The organism is Actinospica robiniae DSM 44927 (assembly GCF_000504285.1).
In the GTDB taxonomy this organism is placed as follows: Bacteria; Actinomycetota; Actinomycetes; order Streptomycetales; family Catenulisporaceae; genus Actinospica; species Actinospica robiniae.
In genome coordinates this window covers 2,944,146-2,971,019 of record NZ_KI632511.1, presented here as the reverse complement: position 1 = coordinate 2,971,019, position 26,874 = coordinate 2,944,146, and the positions used below count along the sequence as shown (strand labels likewise).

Below are 26,874 nucleotides of genomic sequence, written 5' to 3'. Positions count from 1 at the left end.
TAACAGTGCGGGAGCGGAGCGGAAGGTCAGCCGGCGAGGCGGCGGGCGTCGCGGGCGGGATCGACAAGGGTGAGTGCCGCGATGCCACCGATCAGGAGCACAGCGGCGCAGAGCAGCACCGCGTGCCGGTACCCGGCCGGACCCTGGAGATCGACGAGCCGCCCGGTCACGGTCGGCGCGATCAGGCCCGCGGCGGTGCCGACCGCGCTCAGCAGTCCGAGCGCGCCGCCGCGCCGCCCGGCCGGCACCAGCTCGGCCACGGTGGTGAAGGAGATGCTCACCATGACGCCGGCGAGCCCGAAACCGACCACCAGCAACAGAATCACGGCCGGGCCGCGGTGAGCCGCCGCCAAAGCGACGCAGCCGAACGCGCCCAGCACCAGCGCGCAGCCGCCGACTCCGGCCCGGGCCCACCGGCTCGGCACGCCGCGGGCGGTCAGCCGGCTGGTCAAGCCCGCCTGCGCGAGCATCACGACGCCGGTGATCGCCCAGACCGCGGCGACGATCTCGGCGGCGGTGTCGGTCGGATAGCCCAGGCCGTCGTGCAGGTAAGAGGGCATCCACACCAGCGTCAGCGCGACCGCCCAGTACGCGGCGAAGTACGCGGCGGTGGCGCCGATCCACGTGCCGCTGCGCAGAATCCGCCGGTAGGAGGGCTGTCCCAGATCGGCCGAGGGGGCGAGCGCGTACTCAGTGGCAGGATCCTGTGCCACCGTCCCCTCGCGGCCGAAGCAGAACCAGAGCACTGCCCATACGAGCCCTGCGACGGCGACCACGGCGAAGGCGGAACGCCAGCCGTGCCGGTCGATCATCCAGGTCAGCGTCGGCGCGGCGATCACGACGCCGAGCGCGGTGCCGATGGTGATCAGCGCGCCCGGGAGATTGCGGCGCCGGTCGGTGAACCAGGTGAAGACGGTGTGCTGGGCCACGGGATAGGCCGGACCCTCCGCCGCGCCCAGCACGATCCGCGAGCCGACCAGCGCACCGAAGCCGGCGCCCAGCGCCATCGGCACCTGGGCCGCGGACCACACCACGGCCATCGCCAGCAGCAGCCACCGCGGCCGGATCCGGTCGGCCAGCAGGCCCACGGCCGCGCCGCTGAGCGAGAACAGCAGGAAGAAGGCGCTGTTCGCCAGGCCGAACGCGGTCGCCGAGAGCCCGAGGTCGCGGCGGATCGGGTCCGCCGCGAGTCCGAGCACGGACTTGTCCGCGAAGTTGACCACCATGAAGGCCATGAGCAGGGCGGTCACTCCCCAGGCCCGGCCCGCTCCGGAGGCGGCGGAGCGGGTGGCAGGGGTGACGGGTGCGACATCGTCGTCGATCACAAGGGCTCCGTCGGAGACTGCGGGAGGGGACGGGCGGTACGGACGGGCAGTGCTGGGCGGCCGATTCACCGCGGTCGGGTCAACGCTGTCGTTCCAGCGCAGGCGACGCTGCTCAGGCGAGCGGGACGCCGGCGATCGCGATGCGCTCCATCACGCGCCGCGCCGGGTAGTAGTCGTTGACCGCGTAGTGCTGGGTGGCGATGTTGTCCCAGATCGCGACCGAATCCGGCTGCCAGCGGAAGCGCACCTGGTACTCGGGGATGCGCGCTTGCAGGGCGAGCTCGTCCAGCAGCGCGCGGCTCTCGTCCTCGGGCAGGCCCACGATGCGGGTGGTGAAGGGCTCGTTGACGTAGAGCAGCTTGCGACCGGTGCGCGGGTGGCGTACGACCACCGGGTGCTCGACCGGCGGCAGGCTCGCCTGCAGCGCCAGGACCTGCTCGTCCGACATCGGGATGCCCCAGGTGGGGACCCAGTCGTGCACCGCGGTCAGGCCCTCGATCCGCGCCTTCAGATCGGGCGAGAGGTTCTCGTAGGCGGCGTGCATGTCCGCCCAGATCGTGTCGCCGCCCGCGTCGGGCACCTCGATGGCGCGCAGGATCGAGCCCAGCGCGGGCGCGGCCATGAACGAGTGGTCGCTGTGCCAGATGTTCTCCATCCCGATCGCCATGCCGTCCTTGGCCAGGCGGGAGACCCCGACGCTGGCGCCCTTGGGGAAGAACGGGTTCGGCTCGGGCTCGCCCCACACCGCGGCCAGGGCGCGGTGGGCGTCGTGGTCCAGGCCGTGCTGGTCGCGGAGGAAGAGCACCTTCCACTCCAGCAGCGCCGCGCGCAGTTCGGCGGCGAGGTCCGGGCCGAGCGGGCCGGCCAGGTCCACCCCGGCGACCCGGGCGCCGATGTGCGGGGTGAGCGGCGTGAGCTCGAGCAGCCGGTAGACGGCCGGCGGAGTGTCCGGAGCGGTCCGGTCGACCTGCCGGCGGCCGAAGTGGAAGAGCGTCTTGTCGATCGTGGGGCGCTTGAGCGCGGGCGCGGTGCCGGTCACGCGAGTCCTCCGTCGTCGCAGGTTTCGTTACCGGAAGTATCGATATTCGGCGACGGCGCGGCAAGGGTCCGTGCGAAGAAGTTTTCGACGCCCCGTCAGATCGCGACGGCGCGGGCTACCAGTTCCACCAGGTCCTCGACCAGCTTCTCGTCGGGCTGGGCGAGCTCGCCGATCATCCGGAAGATCAGCGGCGCGGCCACCAGCGTGGCCGCCGAACGGATCTCGACGTCCGGGCGCACGTCGCCGCGGGCGATGCCGCGCTCAAGCACGGCGCGGGTCTCGCTCATGATCCGCTCGGTGTAGGCGCCGTACGCGGCTCGCACCGGCCCGCCCTCGGCGGCCGCCGCGATCATCCCGGCGACGAGCCGGTCGGTGCCGGGTGTGCGGTAGGCGGCGAGCCGCGCGGTCAGGATCGCGTGCAGTTCGGCCCGGAAACCGCCCAGGTCCGGCACCGAGAGCACGCCGATCCGGGAGTCGGCCGCGGCGATGACCAGGTCCTGCTTGGTCGGCCAGCGCCGGTAGATGGCCGGCTTGCTCACCTCGGCCCGCGCCGCCACCGCGTCCATGGTCAGCGCCTGCAGCCCCTCCTCGGCCACCAGCTCGATCACCGCGTTCAACACCGCTGCCGTCACCCGTTCGTCGCGCGGGCGGCCCGGCCCCCGTTCACCCGGTCGGCCCTGTGCAGCAGTCATGGCGAGGAGCCTAACGCGGGCGCCTTAGGCTTCGCGCGCCTCGTTCAGCGCCCGGTCGAGTGCCGTGGCGGACATGATCAGGGCCAGATGAGTGAACGCCTGCGGGAAGTTGCCGAGCTGCTCCCCGGTCGGGCCGATCTCCTCGGCGAACAGACCGACGTGGTTGGAGTACGTCAGCATCTTCTCGAACGCGTAGCGCGCCTCGCGCAGTCGGCCGGCCCGGGTGAGGGCGTCGACGTACAGGAAGCTGCACAGGCTGAAGGTGCCCTCCGAGCCGCGCAGCCCGTCCGGCGAGGCGGCCGGGTCGTAGCGGTAGACGAGGCTGTCCGAGACCAGCGTGCGGTCCATCGCCTCCAGTGTGGAGAGCCAGGCCGGGTCGCGCGGCGCGAGCAGGCACATCCGCGGGATGACCAGCAGCGACGCGTCCAGCACGGCGTCGTCCCCGTAGTGCTGGACCAGCGCCTGCTCCTGCTCGTTCCAGCCCTTCGTCATGATCTGGTCGAGGATCGCGTCCCGGGCCCGGGACCACTTCGCCAGGTCGGCCGGCCGGCTCCAGTCGGTGGCCAGGTCGATCCCGCAGTCGAAGGCGACCCAGCACATCACCCGGCTGAAGGTGAAGTCCTTGCGGCCCCCGCGGGTCTCCCAGACGCCCTCGTCGGGCCGGTCCCAATTGTCGGCAAGCCAGTCCAGCATCCGCGAGAGCGCCTTCCAGCCCGCATATCCGGTACTGCGATGCACCTCCCGGCCCTCGGACAGGGCGTAGAGCGCCTCCCCGTAGATGTCCAGCTGGAGCTGGTCGGCGGCGCCGTTGCCGATCCGCACCGGGGCCGAGCCCCGATAGCCCTCGAGGTGGTCGAGGGTCTCCTCGGTCAGAGTCGGGTCGCCGTCCACCCGGTACATGATCTGCAACGGCTCGCCCGTCTTGCCTTCGCGCTCGTGCAGCCGGGCGCTGAGCCAGTGCACGAACTTCTCCGCCTCCTCGACGAAGCCGAGGTCGAGCAGCGCCCGGACGGACAGGGACGCGTCGCGCACCCAGGTGTAGCGGTAGTCCCAGTTGCGCTCGCCGCCGATCTGCTCCGGCAGGCCCATGGTGGCCGCGGCCACCGGCGCGCCGCTCGGGTGGTATGTCAGGAGCTTAATGGTGATCGCGGAGCGGTTCACCGCGCCGGACCACCGGCCCCGGTAGGTCGAGGCGCGCACCCACCGCTGCCAGAAGTCGATGGTGCTCCACGCGTCGCCCAGGATGTCCTGGACCGTCCGCGGTTTCGGTGCGGCGCCGTCTGGGTCGCAGACGGTGAAGGCGACCCCGGCGATGTCGCCCGCGTGCAGGACCACCTCGCCGACCACGTCCCGGCCGTCCTGGCTGATCGGGATGTTGCGGGACTGCAGGTACGCGGTGGCGCCGGGCGAGCGAAAGACGGCGTTGTCCCCGTCGACCTGCAGCTCGTGGTCCGCTCGCGCGTAGTCGAACCGGGGCCGGCAGGCCATCCTGAGGGTGACGGAGCCGCGCATCACCCGGATCCCGCGGTAGAGGGTGTGCCGGTCGGTGGGCGTCGGATCGGTGATCGGAGTCATCCAGTCGATGACCTCGCACACCCCCTCCGGCGACATGAAGCGGGTGATCAGCACCGCGGAGTCGGGGTAGTACAGCTGCTGCGCCATGACGTCGCGATGGGCCGGCGCGAGCGTGAAATGGCCGCCGCGGTCGTGGTCGAGCAAGGACGCGAACACGCTCGGCGAGTCGAAGCGCGGTGCTGCGAACCAGTCCACCACCCCGCCCGAGGAGACGAGGGCCGCGGTCTGCAGGTCGCCCACCATGCCGTGGTCGGCGATCAGTGGATAGCGGCTCATGGCGACTCCCTGGCTCGTGCGGACTAGGTCGATGCTCGCCGCCGCGTTCCGCCACCCGGCCGAAGCGGGTGGCCGGGGTCATCCGGACAGGTGAGTGAATGGGGCTGTCCGGGCTAGGCCGCGTCGGCGTGCCTACTGGAACGGGCCGGGTGTTTCTGGGTGGATATGCGTGACGCGCTATCTGCGTCGTGGACCGCCGTCACGGATCGGAGCTTGCCGCATGAGTCAGCTCGATCTCGCCCGGCTCCAGTTCGCCATGACCTCGATCTACCACTTCCTTTTCGTGCCGGTCACCATCGGCGTGTCCGGGCTGACCGCGGTGCTGCAGACCGCGTGGTACCGGACCAAGCGCGAGGAGTACCTGCGGCTGACCCGGTTCTTCGGGACGCTCATGGTGATCAGCATCGCGGTGGGCGTGGTGACGGGGCTGGTACAGGAGTTCCAGTTCGGGATGGACTGGTCGCACTACTCGCGCACGGTGGGCAACGTCTTCGGAGGGCCGCTCGCGCTCGAAGGGCTGGCGGCGTTCTTCCTCGAGTCGACCTTCCTCGGGCTGTGGCTCTTCGGGTGGGACAAGCTTTCCCCGCGACTCCACCTGGCCACCGTCTACGCCGTGGTGATCGGCGGCGCGCTGTCGGCGGCTTTCATCATGTCGGCGAACTCGTGGATGCAGCACCCGGTGGGCTATCAGACCAATGCGGCCGGGCAGCCGCAGCTGAACGACTTCTGGGCGCTGTTCACCAATCCGGTGTTCCTGCGTGGATATCTGCACGTGCTGCTCGCCGGAGTGGTGACCGGCAGCGTGGTGATGCTGGCCGTGTCCGCCTGGCAGCTGCGCAAGGGGCAGGAGCCGGAGGTGTTCCGGATCTCGGCGTCCCTGGCGCTGCTGGTGCTCGTGCCGTCGCTGCTGCTGGCCATGCTGGTGGGCAGCGAGCTGGGGGTGACCGAGGGCAAGTACCAGCCGATGAAGATCGCCGGCGCGGAGGCGCAGTGGACGACATGCCAGCCCTGCTCGTTCTCGATGTTCCAGATCGGCGGCGGGAACAAGGATCAGACCCCGACGAAGATCATCGCCATCCCGCACCTGCTCTCGCTGCTCGCCACCAACCACTGGAACGGCAAGGTCCTCGGCCTCAACCCGGTCAACGCCCAGTACAACCAGCAGTTCGGTCCCGGCTACTACGTGCCGAACATCTTCATCCAGTACTGGTCGATGCGGGTCATGGCGTATCTGGCCACTGTCGTGCTCGCCATCGGGGTCTGGGGGATCTGGCTGCTGTACCGCCGAAAACTGGGGCACGCCAAACTGTTCCAGCGCGTGGCCGTGTGGGCGGCGGTACTCCCGTTCCTGATGAACACCGCCGGGTGGCTGCTGACCGAGAACGGCCGCCAGCCGTGGATCGTGCAGGGCCTGATGCTCACCAGCAACGGCCTGTCCCCGTCCGTGAGCACCGCGCAGGTGGCCACGAGCATCATCGTGTTCTTACTGCTCTACGCCGGGCTCGCCATCGTCGCGGCCGTCGTGATGGCCAAGTACGCCCGCAAGCAGCTCGCTCCCGCCCGGGCCCACTCGGATCATCCGATCCCCGCGGTGAGCTACTAGCCGCGCCCGTCCGTCCCGATCTCTCGACCTCTTCCCGACCTTGCCGAGGTGCCCATGGGGTTCGCCACGTTCTGGTTCATCGCCATCGCCGTGCTGTGGACCGGTTTCTTCGTCCTCGAGGGCTTCGACCTCGGCGTCGGCATGCTGCATGCCTTCGTCTCCCGGGACGAGGCGGGCCGGCGCGCCTCGATCAACACCATCGGCCCGCTCTGGGACGGCAATGAGGTGTGGCTGATCGTGGCCGCGGCCGGGATGTTCGCCGCGTTCCCGGCCTGGTACGCGACCATGTTCTCCGGCCTGTATCCGGCTATGGTGCTGCTGCTCGCGGGCCTGATCATGCGCGGGGTCTCGTTCGAGTTCCGCGGCAAGATGGACAGCGTGCGCTGGCGTGCCGCCTGGGACGTGCTGCTCACCGTCGGCAGCCTGCTGGTACCGCTGCTGATCGGGATCGCGCTGGCCGACCTGCTGGGCGGGCTGCCGATCGCCGCGAACCAGGAGTACACCGGTTCGTTCGGCGACCTGTTCTCCGGCTACAGCGTGTTCACCGGGGTCACCATCGTCCTGCTGTGCCTGCTGCACGGATCCACGTTCCTGGCGCTCAAGACCACTGACGAGCTGCGGGCCAACGCCCGGCGCATCGCGCGCGTCGTCGGCCCGGTGACGACGCTGGCGGTGATCGCCTGGGTGGCCTGGACGCACAGCGTCGGCAGCGAGGGCGTGTTCCTCAACATTCCGGAACTGGTCACCGCGCTCGGTGTCGTCGGCGCCGCCGGGATGCTCGCGGCCGGGCGCGACGGCTGGGCCTTCGCCTCCACCACGCTCGCGATGGGGTCGGCCGTGGTGTCAGTGTTCGTAGAGCTCTATCCCCGCCTCATGGTCTCCAGCACGAACCCGGCCTTCGACATCACCGTGCACAACGGAGCTTCGGGTACTTACTCGCTCCAGGTGATGACCATCATCGCCGCCGTCTTCCTGCCGATCGTCATCCTCTACCAGGCGTGGACCTACCACGTCTTCCGCGCCCGCGTGTCCGCCGACCAGTACCGCAGCGGACCCGACACCGGCCCGGTCGAGCCCCCCGAGCCGTTGCCGGCCTCGTGAAACCCCTCGACCCGAGGCTGCTGCGCCACGCCTCCGCGGTGCGCGGCCATCTGATGCTCGCCGCTTTCATCGGGCTCTGCGATGGGGCGCTGCTGATGACGCAGGCTTTTGCGATCACCTCGCTGGTCATGCGCGCCCTGCACAAAGCGGACGCGACCGAATTGAGCGCCCCGGGGCTGACGCTGGCGCTGGTGGTGCTGGGACGCGCACTGCTCGCGTGGGCCGGTCAGGTCGCCGCACACGGGTCGGCTGCGCGCGTGAAGTCGCAGCTGAGGCGGGCGTTGCTCACCCACGTCGTGCGCCTGGGCCCATCGTGGCTCGCCACGCAGACCGCCGGCGACGTCGCCACTCTGGCCGTGCGCGGCACCGACGCGCTCGACGACTACTTCGCGCGGTACCTGCCCGCGCTCATCACCGCACTGCTCGTGCCGATCAGCGTCACGATCGTCGTGCTCGCCCGTGATCCGCTCTCCGGCGTCCTCGTCTTGGCGACGCTGCCACTCGTGCCGCTCTTCGCGGCTCTCGTCGGGATGACGTCGCAACGCCGCGCCCGGGCGCAATGGAGGGCACTGACGCAGCTCGGCGGCCACTTCCTCGACGTCGTCCAGGGCCTTCCGACGCTGGTGGTGTTCCGTCGCGCGCAGGCCCAGGCAGCCACGATCCGGCGCGTGGCCGAAGGCAACCGCCGCGCCACGATGGGCACACTGCGTCTGGCGTTTCTGTCCTCTGCGATCCTCGAGTTCCTGGCTGCCATCAGCGTCGCGCTGGTGGCGGTGACGATCGGTCTGCGCTTGCTGGCCGGGCGGATGGATCTGTCCACCGGCCTGCTCGTGCTGCTGCTGGCCCCCGACGCGTACTGGCCGCTGCGTCAGCTTGGTGCGCAGTTCCACGCCAGCGGCGAAGGGCTCGCTGCGGCGGAGCAACTGTTCGCCGTCCTCGAGACCGATCCACCCGGCGGCGTTCGCGCGCCGGCTGCCTGTGTGGCCGCGCCGGACTTCGCGGCTGCTGAGCTTCGGCTGGAGGGCGTTGCAGTGTCCTACGACCGTGCCAACGCGGCGCTACCCCCGCTCGATCTGACGGTTCGGCCTGGCGAATACGTGGGCGTGGTCGGTCCGAGTGGGTGCGGGAAGTCCACGCTGCTCGCGGTACTGCTCGGATTCGTCGCGCCGAGTGCTGGACACGTACGTATCGCAGGGCGCGACGGTGTGGTGGACCTCGCAGACCTGGACCTCGACGACTGGCGTGCGCAGATCGCCTGGGTGCCGCAGAATCCGTGGTTCGCCGCGCGCAGCGTCGCGGAGAACGTGCGGCTTGCGCGGCCGGAGGCCGACGACGCGCAGGTCGCTGAAGCCTTGCGGCTGGCCAACGCCGAGGAGTTCATCAGAGCCCTGCCGCACGGTGCCGACACGGTTCTCGGCGCCGGTGGGGCGCCGCTGTCTGCGGGCCAACGGCAACGTGTCGCTATTGCTCGGGCCTTCCTGCGTGACGCACCGCTGGTACTGCTCGACGAGGCGACCGCACATCTGGACCCTGACAGCGAGCGCGCCATCGCCGATTCCGTACGCCGCTTGGCCCGGGGCCGCACGGTGATCGCGGTCGCGCATCGGCCGGCGCTACTGGAGCATGCTGGCCGGATCGTCGAACTCGTGCCCGCACCGGTGGTAATGGCGATGGCGCAGTGAACGGGGAGCTGCGCCGCTTCGCGGCCATGGGCCGGCCTCCGGCCCGACGCCTCACCCTCGGCATCACCGCCGGCGCGGGGGCCTTGATGGCGAGCGCGGCGCTGACGATGACAGCGGGCTGGCTCATCACGCGAGCCTCGCAACGACCGGATATGTTCACCCTCTCGTTGGCGATCACCGCCGTGCGGCTGTTCGGCATCAGCCGTCCGCTGCTGCGCTATTGCGGGCGGCTGGGTTCCCACGACGCGGCGCTGCGGGCGTTGGCCGGACTGCGCGCGACCGTGTTCGAGCGCATCGTGCCGCTCGCTCCCGCGCGCCTCGGCCGGCATCGGCGCGGAGATCTGTTGGCCGGCCTCGTCAGCGACGTCGACGTGCTCGAAGACCTGTGGCTACGCCTGATCGAGCCTGCCGCCGTCGCCGCTCTCGTCTCCGTGTGCTGCGTCGGCTGCGCGGCCTGGGTGCTTCCGTCCGCCGCGACGACGCTCGCGGCGGGACTCGCCTGCGCGGGGCTTCTGGCGCCTCTGGCCGCCGCGGCTTCCTCGCGGCGGCTCGAGGCCAGGCTCGCGCCGGTGCGCGCTGCCCTGTCCAGCGCGGTCGTCGACCTGCTGCAAGGAGCGCCGGACCTCGTCGCCGCAGGGGCGGCCGAGGCCGAACTGGCCCGAATCGAAGGGCTCGACGCGGAGTTGACGCGCATCGCCCGCCGCTCCGCGTGGGCGACCGGCCTGGGTTCGGGCGTGGCGGCGCTCGCGTCGGGTGCTTCGGTGCTGATCACAGCCATGCTGGGGGCGACGGCCGTGCGCTCCGGGCAGTTGGCCGAAGTCAGTTTCGTCGTCATCGTGCTGCTGCCGCTCGCCGCCTACGAATCGCTCGTGCCGCTGCCCGCCGCCGCGGTGCTCGTCGCGCGGGTGCGCCGCGCGGGCCGTCGGTTGCGGGAGCTCCTCGACGCCGAGCCGGCCGTCACCGATCCGCCCGCGCCCGTCCCGCTTCCCACCGGCCCGCATGCCGTGGTGCTCGCAGGCGTGCGAGCGCGCTGGCCGCAGGCCGAGGCTTACGTGCTCGACGGGCTGGACCTCGAACTCTTGCCGGGACGACGCGTCGCTATCACCGGAGCGTCCGGCGCCGGTAAGTCGACCCTCGCGGCCCTGCTGTTGCGGTTCATCGACGCGAGGGAGGGCTCGGTATCGATCGATGGCGTGGACATGCGCAGGCTGCTGCTCGACGACGTCCGCCGAGTGATCGGCCTCGTCGCCGACGACGCCTACGTCTTCGCCTCGGATCTGCGGGAGAACCTCCGCCTGGCCAAGGTCGACGCCGATGACGCGCAGCTGGTGGCGGCCCTGGAGCGGGCCCGGCTCGGCGACTGGTACCGCGCACTGCCCGCCGGCTTGGACACGTGGCTCGGCGAGGGCGGCGCACTGATCTCCGGGGGAGAGCGCCGGCGCATCGCATTGGCCCGTGCCCTGCTCGCCGACCAGCCGGTGCTCGTGCTCGACGAGCCGACCGAGGGCCTCGACGTGCCGACCGCCCGGGCGCTGATCGCCGACCTGCTCGACGCGGCCTCCGGACGCAGCATCCTGCTGCTCACCCATCGGACCGAGGGGCTCGACCTCGTCGACGCCGTCTTCGAACTCCGCGACGGCCGCTTGCGTCCGACGGATCCGACGGACCCGACGGACCCGGCGTCACTTCTGGTCGTGCGGGCACCAGACGGCCGTCCGGCCGGCCAGGCGAGTGCGGCGCAGCGGGTTCCCGCAACGCGGACAGACCGGGTCGGGGTCGTCCCGGTGGCCGGTGAGCCACGAGTCGCGGGTCGGGACGCATCCCGCTTCGACGGCCCGGCGGAGGGTCGAGCGCATGTCGGAGTGGAGGCGGGTGCGATCGGCTCGGGACAGCTCGCGCGTCGGGTGGTCCGGACGGATCCGGGCCCGCCAGAGAATCTCGTCCACGAGCAGGTTGCCGAGACCGGCCACCACGGACTGGTCGGTGAGGGCTGATTTGATCTGGCCCCGACGGGACGCGAGGGCTTCGTCGAACTCCTCGCGTCCCACGGCCATCGCGTCGGGGCCGAGCGGGCCGAGCACCCGCTCGACGCCCGCTTCGTCGTGCGCCAGCCACAGGCCCTTGAGTTTGCGCTGGTCGCGGTAGCGCAGCTGGTGGCCGGAATCGAGGCCGAACAGGACGCGGTCATGCCTCTCCATCGCGTCCCCGGGCTCCGCGCAGACCAGGCGGCCGGTCATGCCGAAGTGCACCACGAGCGTCGGGCCGTCGTCGGTGCGGGCCAGCAGCCACTTGCCGCGGCGCTCCGGCTCGGCGAACCGCCGGCCTTTGAGCGCGTCGGCGAGGCCGCGGGCGCTGACGCCGTGCAGCACGCCGGCATCGCGCACCTCGACGCGACGGACGGTCCGACCCGTGGCGCAGGACTCGAACACCTTCCGGAAGCCTTCGACGTCGGGCAGCTCAGGCATAGGTGTAACGATATATCCGGATTGCGAAGTTCCCGGGCGGGCGCGCTGAAAGTTTCGAGAACGCCTCCGGCGGCGCGGCCGGCCCGTCCCTGGTGGACGAGCCGCCCCCGCCTTCCAGCGGCAGCCGGCTGTTAGCGGTGTCCGCGCGCTGCCGTCCCCTCAACGGAGAACACGCACCGCCGCTCGCGGCGACCAGCGTCGATCCTCACCCTCACCCACGAAGGATTCTTCTGTGATGTCCTCATACACGAATGATCGGCGGCCCTGGCCGGTGCTGGCGTTGGCCGTCACGACCTCGGTCCTGGTGGTCGGTTCGGTGGCGTCGGCACGTCCGGCGCACGCGGCTACGGTGTGCAGCGCGAAGTCGTACGGCGCGACCGGGAACGGCACGACCAAGGACACGGCCGCGTTGCAGAAGGCGCTCACGGCCTGTGCGAACGGCGGAGTCGCGGAGCTGACTGCGGGCAAGTACCTGACCGGCCCGTTGACCCTGCCGAGCGGGATCACCCTCCAGATCGACTCCGGCGCGACCCTGCTGGCCTCGCAGTCGGCCTCGGACTACCCGGCCTCCGGCGGCGACCTGACCCCGCTGCTGTCGGCGAACAAGGCGAGCAACGTCACGATCGACGGCGGCGGCGTGATCGACGGACAGGGCGCGCCGTGGTGGGCGGAGATCGAGGCGGAGAAGGCGGCCGGGCAGAGCCTCTCCCCGCGCCCCGCGATGATCAGCCTGAACTCGGTGACCACCGCGACGCTGACGAACATCACCGTCAAGAACGCGCCGAACGCGCACGTGACGATGAAGGAATCGACCGGGGTCACGATCACCGGGGTGACCATCAGCTCCCCGTCCACGTCCCCGAACACCGACGGGTTCGACATCTGGTCCTCGAGCAACGTGCACCTGACCAACAGCACGATCGACTGCGGGGACGACGACGTGGCGATCGACTCCTCGGCCTCGGACGGCGCTGCGCACGACATCACGATCTCGAGCGACACGATCCTGCACGGGCACGGCCTGTCGATCGGCAGCTACACCGACGGCGGGGTCTACAACATCAGCATGCACGACGACACGATGACCGGGACGGTCGCCGGCATCCGGATCAAGTCGGCCCGCGGGCGCGGGGGAGCGGTGCACGCGCTGACCTACACGCACATCACCATGACGAACGTGACCACGCCGATCCAGATCACCGCGTACTACCCGGACGTCCCGGCCGACGGCGACCCGGCGCAGACGGTGACGAGCACGACGCCGGACTACTACGGGATCGCGATCAGCAAGGTGACCGCAACCGGGGCGAGCGCGGCCGGCCAGATCGTGGGCCTGCCCGAGCAGACCATCACCGGCCTGACGCTCACCTCGGTCAACATCGCCTCGAAGACCGGTGTCACGGTGCGCAACGCGGCCGTGACCACGAGCTCTGTCACCATCACCGCGTCCTCGGGCTCGGCGTGGATCAAGCAGAGCAAGGCGTCGGTGAGCTGATGAAGATCGGGAAATTCACCTTCCTCGCCATCGCGGCCATGCTCGTCCCGACGTCGGCGGCGATCACCGTGGTGGTGCTGCCGAGCGCGGCCCAGGCGGCGACGGCGCCGGTGGCGGGCGGGATCTACACGCTGGTGCCGGGTGCGAGTGGCAAGTGCGTGCAGGTGCCGTCGAGTTCGAATGCGAGCGGGACGCTGTTGACGCAGGCGGCGTGCGCGACCGGGTCGACGTACCAGGAGTGGAAGGTCGTCGCGAGCGGCGGGAAGTACAACCTGGTCAACGTCGGCAGCGGGATGTGCATCGACGACCCGAGCGGTTCGACCACGTCGGGCACGCAGCTGCAGCAGTGGGGTTGTGGGGCGGCGCAGAGCAATCAGCTGTGGTCGCTCACCGGCTCCTCCGCGACCCCGGGCAAGTACGAGGTCGTCAACGGCGCGAGTTCCGAGTGCATCAGTGACCAGGGCGGCTCGACCGCCGGGAACAACCCGATCGTGCAGGAGACCTGCTCGGACATCTCCCGCATGCAGATCGCCTTCAACCTCGTCGGGTCCGCGCCGACCACCGGCACGACCACCCCGTCGAGTCAGCCGACCGTCGCTTCCGACGGCACCGGCAAGTACACGACCGTGCAGGCCGCGGTCAACGCCGTGCCCGCGAACAACACCAGCCGGGTCGTGATCACCATCAAGCCCGGCACCTACAACGAGATCGTGACCATCCCGTCGAACAAGCCCTACATCACGTTGGAAGGGCTCGGCACGTCCGCCAGCCAGACGGTCATCGTGGACAACCACAGCAACGCCGGCGGATACGGTACCGGCGGCAGCGCGACCGTCTTCGTCGAAGGACACGACTTCGAAGCCACCAACCTCACGATGTCGAACAGCTACGGCGTGGGCAGCCAGGCCGTGGCCGTGAACGTCGAGGCAGACCGGGCCGTGTTCAACAACGTCCGGTTCCTCGGCAACCAGGACACGCTGCTGGTCAACAGCTACCGCGGCTACTACGTCAACTCGTACATCGAGGGCACCGAGGACTTCATCTTCGGCGCCGCCGTGGCCGTCTTCAACGACTGTCAGATCTACGCGAAGGCGACCGGCGGCGGCACCATCACCGCGGCCAGCACGCCCTCCGGCAACACCTACGGCATCCTGATCTACAAGTCCACGATCACCGGCGCGGCCAACAACAAGACCACGCTCGGCCGGCCGTGGGGCGCGGCCGCCCAGGTGCTCTACAGCCAGGACTCGCTCTCGGCCACCATCGCGACCGCGCAACCCTGGATCGACATGGACGGCACGCCCTGGACCGGCGCTCGCTTCGACGAATACGACAACACCGGCGCGGGTGCCACCACCAACGGCAACCGTCCGCAGATGAGCAGTTCCACCGCGGCGAACTACACGCCGCAGAAGTACCTGGCCGGCACCGACGGCTGGAATCCGCTGTAAGACTGGATTTGCCGTAAGAAAAGCCGCTTCCGGAGCCGGGACCTGACACCCGGCTCCGGAACCCGCGGGGCTGCTTCCGCCGTAGCGCCACAGGTGGGAGGATGGCTGCCACGATGTCCGGTGAGTCCACTCTGCCGACACTGCGCGCAGCCACCTTCGCCGCGGTGTGCCTCGGCCTGGGCACGCTCATGCACGCGGTGACGTCGCAGGGCTCGATCCCGACCTCCGCGCTGACGTTCGGTGCGATCGGGGTGTTCGCGGCGGCCCGCCTGGCTGCCGGCCGCGGCGAGCGCAGCCTGCTGGCCATCGGCGGCCTGATGGGCGCGTCCCAAGTCGGCCTGGACGTACTCTTCGCCCTCACCCGGCACACCCCCGCGTTGCAGCTGGGGATCTGCCGGATGCCCGGGATGGCGCACACGGCGCTGCCGGCGCCGAGCGCGCGCATGCCGATGGAACCGGCCGCAGCCCGCTTCGACGCGACCGCCATCCTGCTGATCGCGCACGTGCTGGCCGCCCTGGTCTGGGTTCTTTGGCTGCGCCGGGGCGAGGCCGCGCTGCACGCCGTCATCCGCTGCGCCGCCTTCCGGCTGCGCCGGGTGTTGGTCGTCGTCGTACAAGCCCTCGCGCCCGCGGACCACGCCCCGCGGCGCCCGCGGGCCTTCTCCCGTGTTCGCTCCCTGCGGTCGCAGTGGATGCGCGGCATCCTCGAGCAGCGCGGTCCGCCGCGCTCGGCGGTGTACTGCTGAAGCCCGCGCGGGCCGGAACGGCCGCGCGCCGGGCGATCACCTGAGCTGTGCGCAACGCGCGTAACGACGTGCGTCGATCACGCCTGCCGCGGCTCGGGCCCGTATGCCTCCGGCTCCGCCGTGACAGGAGAACTCCACCTTGCCTGCTTTCCCGCTCCATCCGACGACGTTCCGCCGCCTCCAACCGTTGCTCAGCCTCCCCGCCCGCGCCGGCCTGTGCGCGATGTGGCTTTACTACGCGGTACCGAAACTGTCTTATTCGAACGACGCGCTCGGTCTGGCCGTCCGCGCCTACCGGATCGCGCCCGACGGTCTGGCCGACGCCTTCGGCACGGTCCAGCCCTTCCTCGAACTGGCTCTCGGCCTGCTCGTCCTCATCGGGCTCGGCACCCGTCTGGCGGCCGCGCTCTCCGCGCTGCTGCTGCTCGTCTACATCGCCGGGATCATCTCGCTCGGCGCGCGCGGCATCGCCATCAACTGCGGCTGCGGCGGCATCGCGAGCCAGGCCGCGGCCGGCCACACCCGCTACATCCTCGACGTGCTGCGCGACGTCGGCTACCTCGTTCCGGCCGGATGGCTGATCTGGCAGCCGCGCTCGCCCCTCGTCCTCGACTCCTGGCTCCTCGGCGAGCCCGAGCCGCGCTACCTCTAGACCTCACCGAAGGAGTACGACCATGACCAAGCCCGATCAGCGAACCAGATCCGACGCACGTCAGCGCGCGGCCGCCGCTCGAGCTGCCGAGCTCGCCCGGGCCCGCCGCAAGCGGCAGTGGCTGACCGGGGCGATGGCCCTGGTGGTGATCGCCGCGGTCGTCGGCATCGGCCTCGCCGCCAAGAGCTCGAACCAGAGCTCGAACACCGCCGCCACCTTCGCCGTCCCGAAGGGCGCGGTGGCCGACCCCTACGTCGACGCCAAGACCCACACGGGCAAGGCCACTGCGATCGAATACGGTTCGCCCGACGCCAAGGTGACCGTCTCCGTGTTCGAAGACGTGCGCTGCCCCTACTGCGACATCTTCGAGCTCGGCGCCCGCGGCGTGTACAAGCAGTACGCCGACGCCGGTGAAGTCAGAGTCCTGTTCCACGTCGTCAAGCTGATCGACGAGAACGACCAGGGCGCCGGCGAGAACGCCTCCGGCTCGCGCGCGGGCGGCAGCGCGCTGGCCTGCGCGCAGAACGCAGGGCTCTTCGACGCGTACCACGACGTGCTCTACGACGACCAGCCGGTGGAGACCACCGATCCGTGGTCCGATCCGTCCGCCCTGATCACGCTCGCGAAGAAGGTGCCCGGCCTCGACACGCCCACGTTCGAGTCCTGCGTCAAGAACACCACGTACGGCGGCTTCGTGGATCAGAACTGGTCCGACTTCAACGCGCTGCACATCGACGCGACGCCCACCGTGCAGATCGACGGCACGGCCCTGACCACGGCGCAGCTCTTCTCCGCCGCGTCCAAGTCCGGCGTCACCGCGAACACCGCCGAAGACGGCCAGGGCGCGAACGTCGCGGGCATCCAGTCGGCACTGCAGGCCGCGGTCGGCAAGGCCTACCCGGGCGGAGCCCCGGCTCCGTGGACCGCCGCCTCGGCGCAGCCGTCCTCCTGACAGGCGGTCACGACGCAGTCGGCCGGGCGGATCCGCCCGGCCGACGGCCCGATCGTGACTGTCGGTGAGCACGCATGCTGATAGCCGGCGAGGGCGCGGGGCGGAGGTGGACGACTGAGACGCGGTGATGAGGCCGTACACTGGTGGGTGTGAGCGCCATCCGGGCCTCATGCCGCATGCTTGATCCGCTCGCCGTATCCGCCGGACTTCACCGGCCCACGCAGTCACCCGCGTACCCCGGCCGGTGCCTGTCGTGCTCAGCCGCGGCCAGTCACGACGTTCGGAGTGCCCTATGGCGGCCCGCCGCCCAGCCGGTTCCACGGCGCCCACACGCGCACGCAAGCCCGCCCCGACGGCCGCGACCACGCTCGCGCCCGCGGCGCCCGCAGCCGTGCCCGCGGCCACCACCTTCACCGAGCTGGGTGTGCCGGAGAGCGTGGCCGAGGTGCTCGCCACGCAGGGCATCACCACGCCGTTCCCGATCCAGGCGGCCACCCTGCCGGACTCGCTGGCCGGGCGCGACGTGCTCGGCCGCGGCCGGACCGGCTCCGGCAAGACCCTCGGCTTCCTGCTGCCGGTGCTCATCCGGCTCGCCCGCGACCCGCGCAGGCGGCAGCCGAACCACCCGCGCGCGCTGGTGCTGGCCCCGACCCGGGAGCTGGCCACCCAGATCCACGCGGCCGCCGAGCCGCTGGCCAAGGCGCTCGGGCTGCGCACGGCCGTCATCTTCGGCGGCGTCGGCGCGCGCCCGCAGATCTCGGCGCTGCGCTCCGGCGTCGACCTGGTCATCGCCTGCCCGGGCCGGCTGCTCGACCACATCGAGGGCGGCCACGCCATGCTGGACGCGATCGAGATCACCGTGCTCGACGAGGCCGACCACATGGCCGACCTCGGCTTCCTGCCGATGGTCAAGCGCCTGCTGGACGCCACGCCGGCCGGCGGCCAGCGGCTGCTGTTCTCGGCCACCCTGGACCAGGGCGTGGACCAGCTCGTGCGCCGCTACCTGAACAAGCCGGTGACGCACGCGGTGGACTCCCCGCACGCCGAAGTGCCGACGATGACCCACCACCTGCTGCACATCGAGGCCGAGCACCGGCTCGCGATCCTGGTCGAGCTGACCTCCGCGCCCGGCCGCACGATCGTGTTCACCCGCACCAAGCACGGCGCGCGCAAGCTCGCCAAGCAGCTGCTCGCGAACCGGATCCCGGCCGTCGACCTGCACGGGAACCTCAACCAGGGCGCGCGCACGCGCAACCTGACGGCGTTCGCCGCCGGACAGGCCACCACCCTGGTCGCCACCGACATCGCCGCCCGCGGCATCCACGTGGACGAGGTCGCGCTGGTCGTGCACGCCGATCCGCCGGTGGAGCACAAGGCCTACCTGCACCGTTCCGGACGCACCGCGCGCGCCGGGAGCTCGGGCACGGTCGTCACGCTGATGACCGACGACCAGGTCGGCGAGGTGCGCGAGCTGACCCGCAAGGCGCGCATCTCGGCGACGACGACCCGGCTCGCCCCGGGCAGCCCGCTGCTCGAGCAGCTGGCCCCGGGCGAGCGCAGTTTCGGCGAGCCCGAGGTGCTCGCCGCGCTGACCGGCGAGCCGCGCGCGGCGAAGCCGGAGCGGTCGGCCGGGCCGGCGGCGGCCACGGCCGAGGCCGGGGAGCGCCGGCCGCGGCCGCGCGGCCGGGGCCGCGGCGGAGCCGGCGGCACCAAGACGAACGGCTCGGCGGCCAAGACGAACGGCACGGCGGCGAGGACCAACGGCACGGCGGCGAGGACCAACGGCGCGGCGGCCAAGACGAACGGCACGGCCAAGGCGAGCGGCGGCGCGGGCGGCGGTTCGGGCGCGAGCACGCGCGCGAAGCGTTCCGGCGGCTCCGGAGCATCGGGCTCCGGCGGTGCGGGCGGCCCGGGCGGCGCGGCCAAGGCCTCGCAGAACTTCCGCAGCCGCGGCCGCTGACCGCGGCCGGGCTCCTCGGCGTCCCGCTTCGGCGTAAGCGACTTCTCCCTCCTGGGGGAAGTCGCACGTCGTCGATATAGCTCCTTAACGGAGCTAAATATATACTGGGGACGTGGCTATGGTCTCCTCGCTGCGGCAGCGCAACTACCGGCTGTACTTCTTCGGGCAGCTCGTCTCCGTGATGGGCACCTGGATGCAGACGGTGGCGCAGTCCTTCCTGGTCCTGGACCTGAGCCACAGCGGGACCGTGCTCGGGCTGAGCACCGCGGCCCGGTTCGTGCCGATCCTGCTGTTCGGCCCGGCCGGCGGGCTGTACGCGGACCGGCACGACAAGCGGCGCATCCTCTACGCCACCCAGACACTCTCCGGCCTGCTCGCCGCGGCCTTCGCGATCCTCACCGCCACCGGCGTCATCCGGATCTGGTCGGTGGTGATGCTCGCGCTGGCACTCGGGTTCGTCAACGTCTTCGACAACCCGGCCCGGCAGAGCTTCATCACCGAGATGGTGCCGCCGGAGGACCTGGCGAACGCCGTCACGCTCAACTCGGTCGCGATGAACCTGGCCCGGGTGTTCGGCGCGGCGCTCGGCGGAATCCTGGTGGCCGCGCTCGGGCTGGCGACCTGCTTCGCCTTCAACGCGGTCTCCTTCGTCGCGGTGCTGGCCTCGCTGGCGGCGATGAACGCGGCGATGCTCTACCCCTCGAGACGGGTGAAGCAGCGCAAGGGGCAGATCCGGGCCGGGCTGGCCTACGTCCGCGAGACGCCGGGCCTGCTCATACCGCTGCTCATGATCGCTCTGGTCGGCATGCTCGCCTGGGAGTTCCCGGTGACGCTGCCGCTGATGGCGAGCCGGGTGTTCGGCGGGGGAGCGGGGACCTACGGGCTGATGACCTCGGTCATGGGCGCCGGCGCGGTCGTGGGCGGACTGGTCTCGGCCGCCCGGGCGAAGCTGCGGGCGCGCTCGCTGTGCCTGGCCGCGATCGGCTGGGGCGTCGCGATCACGGTGGCCGCGCTGGCGCCGTCGCTGTGGACCGAGCTCGTCGTGCTGCTGTTCGTCGGCTACGGCAGCATCACCTTCAACTCCTACGCCAAGACGACGCTCCAGCTCACCGCGCGGCCCGAGATGCGCGGACGGGTCATGGCGCTGTGGGGACTGGCCTGGCAGGGCTCGACGCCGATAGGCGGCCCGCTGGTCGGCTGGATCGCGCAGGCCACGGACCCGCGCTGGTCGCTGATCGTCGGAGGCGTGCCGACGCTGCTGTGCGGCCTGCTGGCGCTGCCCGCGCTCGCCCGCGTCGATCGCAGGGCTCTGGCAGCGGCGTCGGAGACGTCTGCGACGCCCGGTGCCGAGCGCGCCGCGGTCTCCGGCTCGGCCTGACCGGCGGGCCCGATTCGCCTCACCGGCAACGGTTTCCCGCTCTGAACGGCGCCGCGGCGGCGGCCATTGACGCCGCGCGCGCCGTGGACTACAGTCCCCGCCATGCTCAATCGTTAGAGCAGTTCGGCCATCGCCTCGAAAATCCGCGCCCCTGAACTAGGGGCGTTTTCGCCGGCCGACTGCTCAATCGATTCAGCTCAGGTGATCCGCAGTGGCGCGGCACAGATCGAAGGAGGCTGTCATGGGCAGGGATCGGGCACCACGAGCGGATGCGGCCCGGCCGCGCCGGGCCCCGGGTCATTGCCCGGCGGCCCGGTCGACCGCTAACCTCCGGGAAGACCCGTTCCGATGCCACCGGTGAAACGATTGACTGACCCGTCCGCCCCCCATGCGCCGACGCCCGCCGCGGGCCGCGCGCCGGTCACCCTGCGGGACATCGCGTCCGTGGTCGGGGTCTCGCCGAGCGCGGTGTCGATGGCCCTCGCGGACCACCCGCGGATCGGCCGGGCGACCAAGGACGCGGTGCGCACGGCGGCGCGCGAGCTCGGGTACGTGGCCAACTCGGCCGGGCGGGCGCTGCGGGCCGGGCGGGCGACGGCGATCGCGGTGGTCGTGCCGAACACGGCCCAGCACGTCTTCGGCCACCCGTACTTCTCGCACCTCCTGGTCGGCGTCACCACGTCGGCCAACGCGCACGAGTGCGGCGTGCTGATCTCGACCAACCCGGATCAGAACCATGAGGTGGCCGCGTACGACCGGATCCTGCGCTCGCAGGCGGCGTCCGGGGCGATCATCGCGTCGGCGGCGTCCAACGATCCGAACGTGAGCCGCATGGTCGACACCGGCCTTCCGGTGGTCCTGATCGGACGCTACCCGCATCTGCCGCAGTCGGTCTCGGTCGGCGTGGACGAGTACGCCGGGGCGGCCTCGGTCACCCGCCACCTCGTCGCCGACCACGGCCTGCGCCGGATCGGGCACATCAGCGGCCCGCTCGAGCACCAGACCGCGCTCGACCGGTACGAGGGCTTCCGGGCCGCGCTGGCCGAATGCGCCGAACCGTGCGCGCACACGCTGGCGATCGGCGACTTCAGCGAGGAGGCCGGACGCGCCGGAGCGGCCGAGCTGCTCGACGGCATGCCCGACCTGCAGGCGATCTTCGCCGCGAACGACGAGATGGCCTACGGCGCGCTGCTGGAACTGCGCTCGCGCGGACTGCGCGTCCCGCAGGACGTCGCGCTGGTCGGCTACGACGACTTCGGCGTCTCGCGGCTGACCTCGCCGGCGCTGACCACCGTGCGCGTGCCGGCCGAACAGCTCGGGCTGCACGCCGCGGACCGCCTGTTCGACCTCGTCGAAGGACTCGCCGGCGAGACCACGCACACCGAGCTGCCGACCGAGCTGGTCATCCGCGAGTCCTGCGGCGAGCATCCGCCCGCCGCCGCCGCCGCCGCCGCCGCCGCCGCCGCAGGCGACTGAGCCGGGCCGCCGCACCGCCTTCCCCCGAGACCGGGCACCGCGTCGCACGCCGACGCGCGCCTGATCATCCCCGAAGAGCCCCACCCGCACCACGCACGCCCCCACCGAATAAGGAGTTTGATTTTCATGGTCTCAATCAAGCGACGCGGGCGCACCGCGGCGGCCGTGGCCACGCTGACCGCCCTGTCCGCCGCCCTGGCCGGCTGCGGCAACAACGGCGTGAGCAGCACCACCTCCAGCGACGGGGTGGTCCAGCTGACCATGCTCACCGGCTTCACCGGTCCGGACGAGGCCTCGTACCAGGCGCTGGTCAAGGAGTTCAACCAGACACACCCCAAGATCCATGTCACCATGACCGTCGAGCCCTGGGCCACCGTGGCCCAGAAGCTGCCCGAGTCCTGGGCCACCGGGCAGGGCCCCGACCTGGCCACCCCGAGTTCCGACCCGGGCTCGATCTTCAACTACATCACCACGAACTCGGTGCTGCCGCTCACCGGCGCGACCGGCACCGGCGACGAGCAGATCGACTCGGCCGCCTTCCCCTCCTCGGTGCGCGACGCCTTCACCGTCAACGGCCAGCTCTACGCCGTGCCGGCGAACATGGCCACGCTCGTCCTCTACTACAACAAGGACATGTTCACCGCCGCCGGGATCACCTCGGCGCCGACCACCGAGGCCGACTTCATCGCCGACGCCAAGAAGCTGACGCTCGGTTCGGGCGGCAAGACGACGCAGTACGGGCTCTCCCTGGCCGACAACAACACGATCCAGATGTGGCCGATCCTGCAGTGGATGAGCGGCGGCGACATCATCGGCTCGGACGGCTGCGCCAAGGTGAACGACGCCGCCAGCGTCGCTGCGCTGACCCAGTGGAGCCGGCTGGTCATCCAGAACCACATCAGCCCGGTCGGCCAGGCCGGCGCGGACGCCGACACCCTCTTCTCCTCGAAGAAGGCGGCGATGGAGATCAACGGGCCGTGGGCCGCGGCCGGCTACAAGTCCGCGGGCATCGACCTCGGCATGGCGCAGGTGCCGGTGGGCTCGGCCGGACCGGTGACCCTGGCCTCGACCGTGCCGCTGATGATCGAGAAGGCCACGCCGCACGCCGCCGAGGCCAAGGAGTTCCTGGCCTGGTACACCAGCAAGACCGCGCAGACGAAGTTCTCCCAGATATCCGGCTTCCCGCCGGCCCGCACCGACCTGGCCTCGGCCGTGGCCGGCGACGCCACGCTCTTCGCCCAGGCTCTGCCGGACGCGCGGCTCTACCTGGCCGGCCAGCCCAAGGCCACCAGCATCGACGGCGACGTCTACGTGCCGATGATCCAGAAGATCGAGCGCGGCGCGAACGTCCAGTCCACCACGGACTCCGCGGCGCAGCAGATCAACCAGCTGACGGGCTGCAAGAGCTGACCCCGCCCCGGGCGGCGGGCGGCTCCGGCCCCCGCCGCCCGGGCGACCGACGAGTGGAGGAGGAAGAGATGGCACAGCTCGACCCCGCGCCCGCGGCGCGCGGCGGGCTCTCGCGCGGCCGGGCGCCCGCCCGGCGCGGGCGGCGGCGCTTCAACAGCGCCTACCTGTTCATCGCGCCGAGCCTGTTCATCATCGCCGTGTTCATCGCCGAGCCGATCCTGCAGTCCGGCTGGCTGAGCCTGGAGCACTACACGATCGGGGCGGGCAGCAGCCCGTTCGCCGGCTTCGGCAACTACACCGCGCTCTGGCACGACTCCCGGTTCTGGAACGCGCTGAAGGTCACGGTGATCTACACGGCCGTGGTCACCGTCGGCCAGGTCGTGCTCGGCCTGGGGATCGCCAGCCGGCTGCGGCGCACCACCTGGTACTCCTCGCTGCTGCGCACCGCGTACTTCTTCCCGTACATCGCCTCGCTCGTCGTGGTGGGCGTGATCTGGAAGTTCCTGCTCGACCCGCAGGTCGGCCTGGTCGACGCCTGGCTCTCCGACCTCGGCGTCTCCTCGCCGCCGAACTGGCTGCAGTCCACCGGCCTGGCCCTGCCCACCGTCATCGCGGTCGGGCTGTGGAAGAACGTCGGGTTCACCATGATCGTGCTGCTGGCCGGGATGCAGCAGGTGCCGGCCGACCTGTACGAGGCCGCGACCCTGGACGGCGCGGGACCCTGGCGCCGGTTCCGGCACGTCACCCTGCCCGCGCTGCGGCCGTCGCTGCTGTTCACCATGCTGATCGGCACGATCACCGGGCTGCAGCTGTTCGACCTCGTGTTCGCCATGACCGGCGGCGGGCCGGTCTTCTCCACCGAATCGGTCGTGATGTACCTGTACCAGAAGGGCTTCGTGGAATCCGACATGGGATACGCCAGCGCCATCGCCTGGGTGCTGTTCGTCATCATCCTGGCGGTCTCGGCCGTGCAGCTGAAGCTGGCGGGAGACCGCGATGACGATTAGCTCCCCGCAGCGGACGCTCGCTCCCGCCGGAGCCCGCGGCCTCGGCCGCGACGAGCCGCCGCCGATCCTTCCGCGGTTGCTGCGGCTGGCCTCCGGGCTCGGCGGTGTGGTGTCCTGGCTCATCGTGGTGGCCGGCGCGCTGGCCATCGCAGTGCCCTTCGCCTGGATGCTCGGCGTCGCCTTCCGTACCAACGCAGACCTCTACGCCGACCCCGCGCGGCTGCTGCCGGGCCAGTGGACCCTGCACGGCGTGCGCGCGGTGCTGACCCAGCTGCCGTTCGTCCGCCTGATCGTCAACACCTTCGTCTTCGCCGGCGGCACCACCCTGCTGCTGCTGTGGTTCGACTCGATGACCGCGTATGCGTTGGCCCGGCTCAAGTTCCGCGGCCAGAACGTGATCTTCCTGCTGATCCTGGCCACCCTGATGGTGCCGTTCCAGGTCACCCTGGTGCCGGTGTTCCTCAACCTGTTCCACCTCGGCTGGCTCAACAGCTATCAGGGCCTGATCATCCCGCGCGCCACCAGCGCGCTGGGCATCTTCCTGCTGCGCCAGTCCTTCCGGCAGCTGCCGCGCGAACTCGACGAGGCCGCCCGGATCGACGGGGCGAACGCGTTCACCGTCTACTGGCGGATCATCCTGCCCAACGCCAAGCCCGCGCTGGCCACGCTGTTCATCATCCAGTTCGCCGCGCTGTGGAACGACTTCCTCTGGCCGCTCGTCGTCAGCACCCTGACGCGGATGCAGACGCTGCCGGCCGCGCTCACGATGTTCTCCAGCCAGTCCGGCGTCGACCACGCCGCTCTCATGGCTGGCGCCGCGATCTCGTTGACCCCGCTGGCGATCGCCTTCCTGCTGCTGCAGCGCTTCTTCGTCCAGGGCGTGGCGACCACCGGCCTGAAGTAGCGCCGCGCATCCTCCCCGCAGCCGCATCCTCCACCACTGACCGTCCCCGGCCGGATCCGCAACGCCCGGCCTCCTCCCGAAACGGAGCACGCGTGTTCACCAGCACGGCGACCATCGACCCCGCCTTCGTCATAGCCCCCGTCCCACCCCGGCTGTTCGGGTCGTTCGTCGAGCACATGGGGCGCTGCGTCTACGGCGGCGTCTACGATCCCGGCCACCCGGCCGCGGATGCCGACGGCCTGCGCGCCGACGTGTTGACCCTCACTAAGGAGCTCGGCGTCAGCGTCGTGCGTTACCCCGGCGGCAACTTCGTCTCCGGCTACCGGTGGGAGGACGGCGTCGGCCCGCGCGAGGACCGGCCGGTCACCCTCGACACGGCCTGGCGCTCGATCGAGCGCAACACCTTCGGCCTCAACGAGTTCATGAGCTGGTCCCGGCAGGCCGGCGTCGAGCCGATGATGGCGGTCAACCTCGGCACCCGCGGCGTCGAGGACGCCTGCAACCTGCTGGAGTACGCGAACTTCGCCGGCGGCACCCGCTACTCCGACCTGCGCATCGCCCACGGCGTTCGCGACCCGCACGCGATCCGGTTGTGGTGCCTGGGCAACGAGATGGACGGCCCTTGGCAGATCGGGCAGAAGACCGCCACCCAGTACGGCCAGTTGGCCGCGGAGACGGCCAAGGCGATGCGCCGGATCGACCCCGACATCGAGCTGGTCGCCTGCGGCAGCTCCAACGAGCGCATGCCCACCTTCGGCAGCTGGGAGGCCGAAGTACTCGACCAGGCCTACGACTTCGTCGACTACATCTCCCTGCACGCGTACTTCGAGCAGACCCCGACCAACCGCGCGCAGTTCCTCGCCTCCGCCCACACCATGGACGCGTTCATCGAGGGCGTGGTGGCCACCTGCGACCACATCGGGGCGAAGAAGCGCTCGCGGCGCAAGCTCAAGCTCTCGTTCGACGAGTGGAACCTGTGGTACGAGAGCCGCTTCGCCGGCCAGGACAACCTGGACTGGGCCGAGGCGCCGCGGCTGATCGAGGACGAATACACCACCGAGGACGCGGTGGTCGTCGGCAGCCTGCTGATGAGCCTGCTGCGGCACGCCGACCGGATCGGCGTGGCCTGCCTCGCCCAGCTGGTCAACGTGATCGCGCCGATCCGCACCGAGCCGGACGGCACCGCGTGGCGCCAGACCATCTTCCACCCGTTCGCGCTCACCGCCCGGCACGCCCGCGGCCAGGTGCTGCGGGTCGAGCCGGCCTCGCCCGAGGTCGCCGCGCCGGACGGCGCCGGTGCGCCCTCGGTCGACGTCACGGCCACCCGCGACCCGGAGACCGGCGCGCTGACCGTCTTCGCGGTCAACCGGGACGAGCGGGAGTCCGGCCGGCTCGACCTGAAGCTGGTCGTCGGCGAGGACCTGCGCGTCGTCGAGCACCTGGTGATGGGCGGCGGCGACCTGATGGCGACCAACTCGCAGAGCGCGCCGGACCGGGTCACCCCGCGCGAGAGTGCGCAGCACGAACTGGCCGCGGGCAGCCTCTCGGTCGTCCTGCCGCCGGTGTCCTGGAGCGTTCTGCGGCTCGAGGCCGCCCCGGTCCGCTAGAGCGATTTGATGATCGGCTGAGTGTTGGTGGGGGTGGTGGCTTGTCGGGTCGGGGTGGTCGTTGTGGTGTGGGCGGCC

Annotated in this window: 20 protein-coding genes and 1 pseudogene; 16 read left to right on the top strand and 5 right to left on the bottom strand. The window is 71.0% G+C overall.

From position 1 onward, the window contains the following. Positions 1 to 26: 26 nt before the first annotated feature. The 4 genes from ACTRO_RS12775 to ACTRO_RS12760 form a co-directional block, all read right to left on the bottom strand. The gene (locus ACTRO_RS12775) at positions 27 to 1,325 is read right to left on the bottom strand and encodes an MFS transporter (protein ID WP_034263345.1); all 1,299 of its coding nucleotides are present in this window, start codon (positions 1,323 to 1,325) and stop codon (positions 27 to 29) included. A 112-nt stretch (positions 1,326 to 1,437) separates the two neighbouring features. Continuing rightward, the gene (locus ACTRO_RS12770) at positions 1,438 to 2,364 is read right to left on the bottom strand and encodes a TauD/TfdA dioxygenase family protein (protein ID WP_034263343.1); all 927 of its coding nucleotides are present in this window, start codon (positions 2,362 to 2,364) and stop codon (positions 1,438 to 1,440) included. 95 nt (positions 2,365 to 2,459) lie between these two features. Further along, on the bottom strand, positions 2,460 to 3,056 hold the full coding sequence (locus tag ACTRO_RS12765) for a TetR/AcrR family transcriptional regulator (protein WP_034263342.1): 597 nt from the start codon (positions 3,054 to 3,056) through the stop codon (positions 2,460 to 2,462). Positions 3,057 to 3,080: 24 nt separating this feature from the next. Further along, complete coding sequence (locus ACTRO_RS12760; protein ID WP_034263341.1) at positions 3,081 to 4,907, bottom strand: glycoside hydrolase family 15 protein; 1,827 nt, start codon at positions 4,905 to 4,907, stop codon at positions 3,081 to 3,083. A 220-nt stretch (positions 4,908 to 5,127) separates the two neighbouring features. Here ACTRO_RS12760 and ACTRO_RS12755 point away from each other — a divergent pair, with 220 nt between their 5' ends. The 4 genes and pseudogenes from ACTRO_RS12755 to cydC form a co-directional block, all read left to right on the top strand. Beyond that, on the top strand, positions 5,128 to 6,510 hold the full coding sequence (locus ACTRO_RS12755; protein ID WP_034263340.1) for a cytochrome ubiquinol oxidase subunit I: 1,383 nt from the start codon (positions 5,128 to 5,130) through the stop codon (positions 6,508 to 6,510). Between the two features lie 54 nt (positions 6,511 to 6,564). Then, positions 6,565 to 7,611: a cytochrome d ubiquinol oxidase subunit II gene (gene cydB / locus ACTRO_RS12750; RefSeq protein ID WP_034263339.1), complete on the top strand. Its 1,047-nt coding sequence runs from the start codon at positions 6,565 to 6,567 to the stop codon at positions 7,609 to 7,611. Continuing rightward, positions 7,608 to 9,293, top strand: a complete 1,686-nt coding sequence (gene cydD / locus ACTRO_RS12745) for a thiol reductant ABC exporter subunit CydD (protein ID WP_034263338.1) — start codon at positions 7,608 to 7,610, stop codon at positions 9,291 to 9,293. The genes cydB and cydD overlap by 4 nt, the downstream gene beginning before the upstream one ends. Positions 9,294 to 9,319: 26 nt before the next feature. Then, a pseudogene (gene cydC, locus ACTRO_RS49635) lies at positions 9,320 to 10,825 on the top strand (thiol reductant ABC exporter subunit CydC); the annotation flags it as partial. A 150-nt stretch (positions 10,826 to 10,975) separates the two neighbouring features. Here the strand turns inward: cydC and ACTRO_RS50935 are convergent. Then, positions 10,976 to 11,758, bottom strand: a complete 783-nt coding sequence (locus tag ACTRO_RS50935) for a DNA-formamidopyrimidine glycosylase family protein (protein WP_034263336.1) — start codon at positions 11,756 to 11,758, stop codon at positions 10,976 to 10,978. Between the two features lie 235 nt (positions 11,759 to 11,993). On the opposite strand from ACTRO_RS50935, the gene ACTRO_RS12730 reads away from it, so the two are divergent. The 12 genes from ACTRO_RS12730 (at position 11,994) to arfA (ending at position 26,796) form a co-directional block, all read left to right on the top strand. After that, on the top strand, positions 11,994 to 13,253 hold the full coding sequence (locus tag ACTRO_RS12730; RefSeq protein ID WP_051450749.1) for a glycoside hydrolase family 28 protein: 1,260 nt from the start codon (positions 11,994 to 11,996) through the stop codon (positions 13,251 to 13,253). Continuing rightward, on the top strand, positions 13,253 to 14,704 hold the full coding sequence (locus ACTRO_RS44850; protein WP_051450748.1) for a pectinesterase family protein: 1,452 nt from the start codon (positions 13,253 to 13,255) through the stop codon (positions 14,702 to 14,704). The genes ACTRO_RS12730 and ACTRO_RS44850 overlap by 1 nt, the downstream gene beginning before the upstream one ends. A 113-nt stretch (positions 14,705 to 14,817) precedes the next feature. Beyond that, entirely contained in the window at positions 14,818 to 15,450 is a 633-nt protein-coding gene (locus tag ACTRO_RS12720; protein WP_051450747.1) for a hypothetical protein, read from the top strand. A gap of 139 nt (positions 15,451 to 15,589) precedes the next feature. Continuing rightward, positions 15,590 to 16,102, top strand: coding sequence for a MauE/DoxX family redox-associated membrane protein (locus tag ACTRO_RS12715; RefSeq protein WP_034263335.1), 513 nt, complete (start codon positions 15,590 to 15,592; stop codon positions 16,100 to 16,102). A 22-nt stretch (positions 16,103 to 16,124) separates the two neighbouring features. Beyond that, complete coding sequence (locus tag ACTRO_RS12710; RefSeq protein ID WP_051450745.1) at positions 16,125 to 17,054, top strand: DsbA family protein; 930 nt, start codon at positions 16,125 to 16,127, stop codon at positions 17,052 to 17,054. Between the two features lie 292 nt (positions 17,055 to 17,346). Further along, positions 17,347 to 19,014, top strand: coding sequence for a DEAD/DEAH box helicase (locus tag ACTRO_RS12705; RefSeq protein WP_084316220.1), 1,668 nt, complete (start codon positions 17,347 to 17,349; stop codon positions 19,012 to 19,014). A gap of 118 nt (positions 19,015 to 19,132) precedes the next feature. Further along, on the top strand, positions 19,133 to 20,392 hold the full coding sequence (locus tag ACTRO_RS12700) for an MFS transporter (protein WP_063627987.1): 1,260 nt from the start codon (positions 19,133 to 19,135) through the stop codon (positions 20,390 to 20,392). Positions 20,393 to 20,749: 357 nt separating this feature from the next. Beyond that, positions 20,750 to 21,868, top strand: coding sequence for a LacI family DNA-binding transcriptional regulator (locus ACTRO_RS12695; RefSeq protein ID WP_169739885.1), 1,119 nt, complete (start codon positions 20,750 to 20,752; stop codon positions 21,866 to 21,868). A gap of 126 nt (positions 21,869 to 21,994) precedes the next feature. After that, complete coding sequence (locus ACTRO_RS12690; protein WP_084316219.1) at positions 21,995 to 23,278, top strand: extracellular solute-binding protein; 1,284 nt, start codon at positions 21,995 to 21,997, stop codon at positions 23,276 to 23,278. Positions 23,279 to 23,346: 68 nt separating this feature from the next. Further along, positions 23,347 to 24,285 (top strand): carbohydrate ABC transporter permease, encoded by a 939-nt coding sequence (locus tag ACTRO_RS12685; RefSeq protein WP_034263334.1) that lies wholly within the window; start codon positions 23,347 to 23,349, stop codon positions 24,283 to 24,285. Further along, entirely contained in the window at positions 24,275 to 25,189 is a 915-nt protein-coding gene (locus ACTRO_RS12680; protein ID WP_084316218.1) for a carbohydrate ABC transporter permease, read from the top strand. Before ACTRO_RS12685 ends, ACTRO_RS12680 begins: the two co-directional genes overlap by 11 nt. Before the next feature lie 92 nt (positions 25,190 to 25,281). Further along, entirely contained in the window at positions 25,282 to 26,796 is a 1,515-nt protein-coding gene (gene arfA, locus ACTRO_RS12675; protein WP_034263333.1) for an arabinosylfuranosidase ArfA, read from the top strand. Positions 26,797 to 26,874 lie beyond the last annotated feature (78 nt).

Excerpts from the sequence above, each read along its gene's own strand:
- ACTRO_RS12680 (WP_084316218.1), top strand. The coding sequence starts at position 24,275 with ATGACGATTAGCTCCCCGCAGCGGACGCTCGCTCCCGCCGGAGCCCGC.
- ACTRO_RS44850 (WP_051450748.1), top strand. The coding sequence starts at position 13,253 with ATGAAGATCGGGAAATTCACCTTCCTCGCCATCGCGGCCATGCTCGTC.
- cydB (WP_034263339.1), top strand. The coding sequence starts at position 6,565 with ATGGGGTTCGCCACGTTCTGGTTCATCGCCATCGCCGTGCTGTGGACC.
- ACTRO_RS12755 (WP_034263340.1), top strand. The coding sequence starts at position 5,128 with ATGAGTCAGCTCGATCTCGCCCGGCTCCAGTTCGCCATGACCTCGATC.
- ACTRO_RS12730 (WP_051450749.1), top strand. The coding sequence starts at position 11,994 with ATGTCCTCATACACGAATGATCGGCGGCCCTGGCCGGTGCTGGCGTTG.
- ACTRO_RS12705 (WP_084316220.1), top strand. The coding sequence starts at position 17,347 with ATGGCGGCCCGCCGCCCAGCCGGTTCCACGGCGCCCACACGCGCACGC.
- ACTRO_RS12700 (WP_063627987.1), top strand. The coding sequence starts at position 19,133 with ATGGTCTCCTCGCTGCGGCAGCGCAACTACCGGCTGTACTTCTTCGGG.
- ACTRO_RS12720 (WP_051450747.1), top strand. The coding sequence starts at position 14,818 with ATGTCCGGTGAGTCCACTCTGCCGACACTGCGCGCAGCCACCTTCGCC.
- ACTRO_RS50935 (WP_034263336.1), bottom strand. The coding sequence starts at position 11,758 with ATGCCTGAGCTGCCCGACGTCGAAGGCTTCCGGAAGGTGTTCGAGTCC.
- ACTRO_RS12685 (WP_034263334.1), top strand. The coding sequence starts at position 23,347 with ATGGCACAGCTCGACCCCGCGCCCGCGGCGCGCGGCGGGCTCTCGCGC.
- ACTRO_RS12690 (WP_084316219.1), top strand. The coding sequence starts at position 21,995 with ATGGTCTCAATCAAGCGACGCGGGCGCACCGCGGCGGCCGTGGCCACG.
- ACTRO_RS12710 (WP_051450745.1), top strand. The coding sequence starts at position 16,125 with ATGACCAAGCCCGATCAGCGAACCAGATCCGACGCACGTCAGCGCGCG.
- ACTRO_RS12760 (WP_034263341.1), bottom strand. The coding sequence starts at position 4,907 with ATGAGCCGCTATCCACTGATCGCCGACCACGGCATGGTGGGCGACCTG.
- ACTRO_RS12765 (WP_034263342.1), bottom strand. The coding sequence starts at position 3,056 with ATGACTGCTGCACAGGGCCGACCGGGTGAACGGGGGCCGGGCCGCCCG.